We start from the raw sequence: 502 nt of genomic DNA on the forward strand, positions 1-502 counted from the left end.
TGACGCTGGCCTTGGCAACAGCCGGAGCTGGCTTGGTGGAAGTAAAACCAGCCTGTCAGGATACCTCCCTTAATCAGGAAGATCATGCCTGAGATGATCGCCAGCAAAGGCGACAGCTCGAGCGGTGCCAGTCCCAACAGCGGCCTAGTTCGACAGGCCATTAGCCAGGTTCAGGAGGCTTGATTGAATGGAATCAAACACGCAGGAAGATCAACCTCCAGGCGACATGCTCGAAAACGTTAAAACCGCGACGCGGTTCTTGACCACGCCCTTGCGGGTTTGACCGACTTCCAGTTCCTTGAGCAACGATTCGCGATCGCTCTTACGCTTACGTTCGATGAGCGAACGACGGCTGACAACGATGTTGCGACGTTCGGCATCGATGACTTCGATCACGTCGCCACCTTGCACCCAGCCGATGTAGGAGTGGTCGTTGTGCACGGACTTGGCACTCCTGAAGACTTGAAGAAGTTTCTTAAGAACGATGCCTGCGAAAAAGCCC

The 502-nt window shown here is 54.8% G+C and carries 1 protein-coding gene; it reads right to left on the bottom strand.

Annotated features, from left to right (window positions below; all coding sequences use genetic code 11):
• Positions 1 to 210: 210 nt before the first annotated feature.
• The coding region (locus tag AB1L30_RS00875) for a hypothetical protein (RefSeq protein ID WP_367011452.1) at positions 211 to 502 on the bottom strand (292 nt) is incomplete at its 5' end.

It is taken from the genome of Bremerella sp. JC817, from assembly GCF_040718835.1.
Taxonomy (GTDB): Bacteria; Planctomycetota; Planctomycetia; order Pirellulales; family Pirellulaceae; genus Bremerella.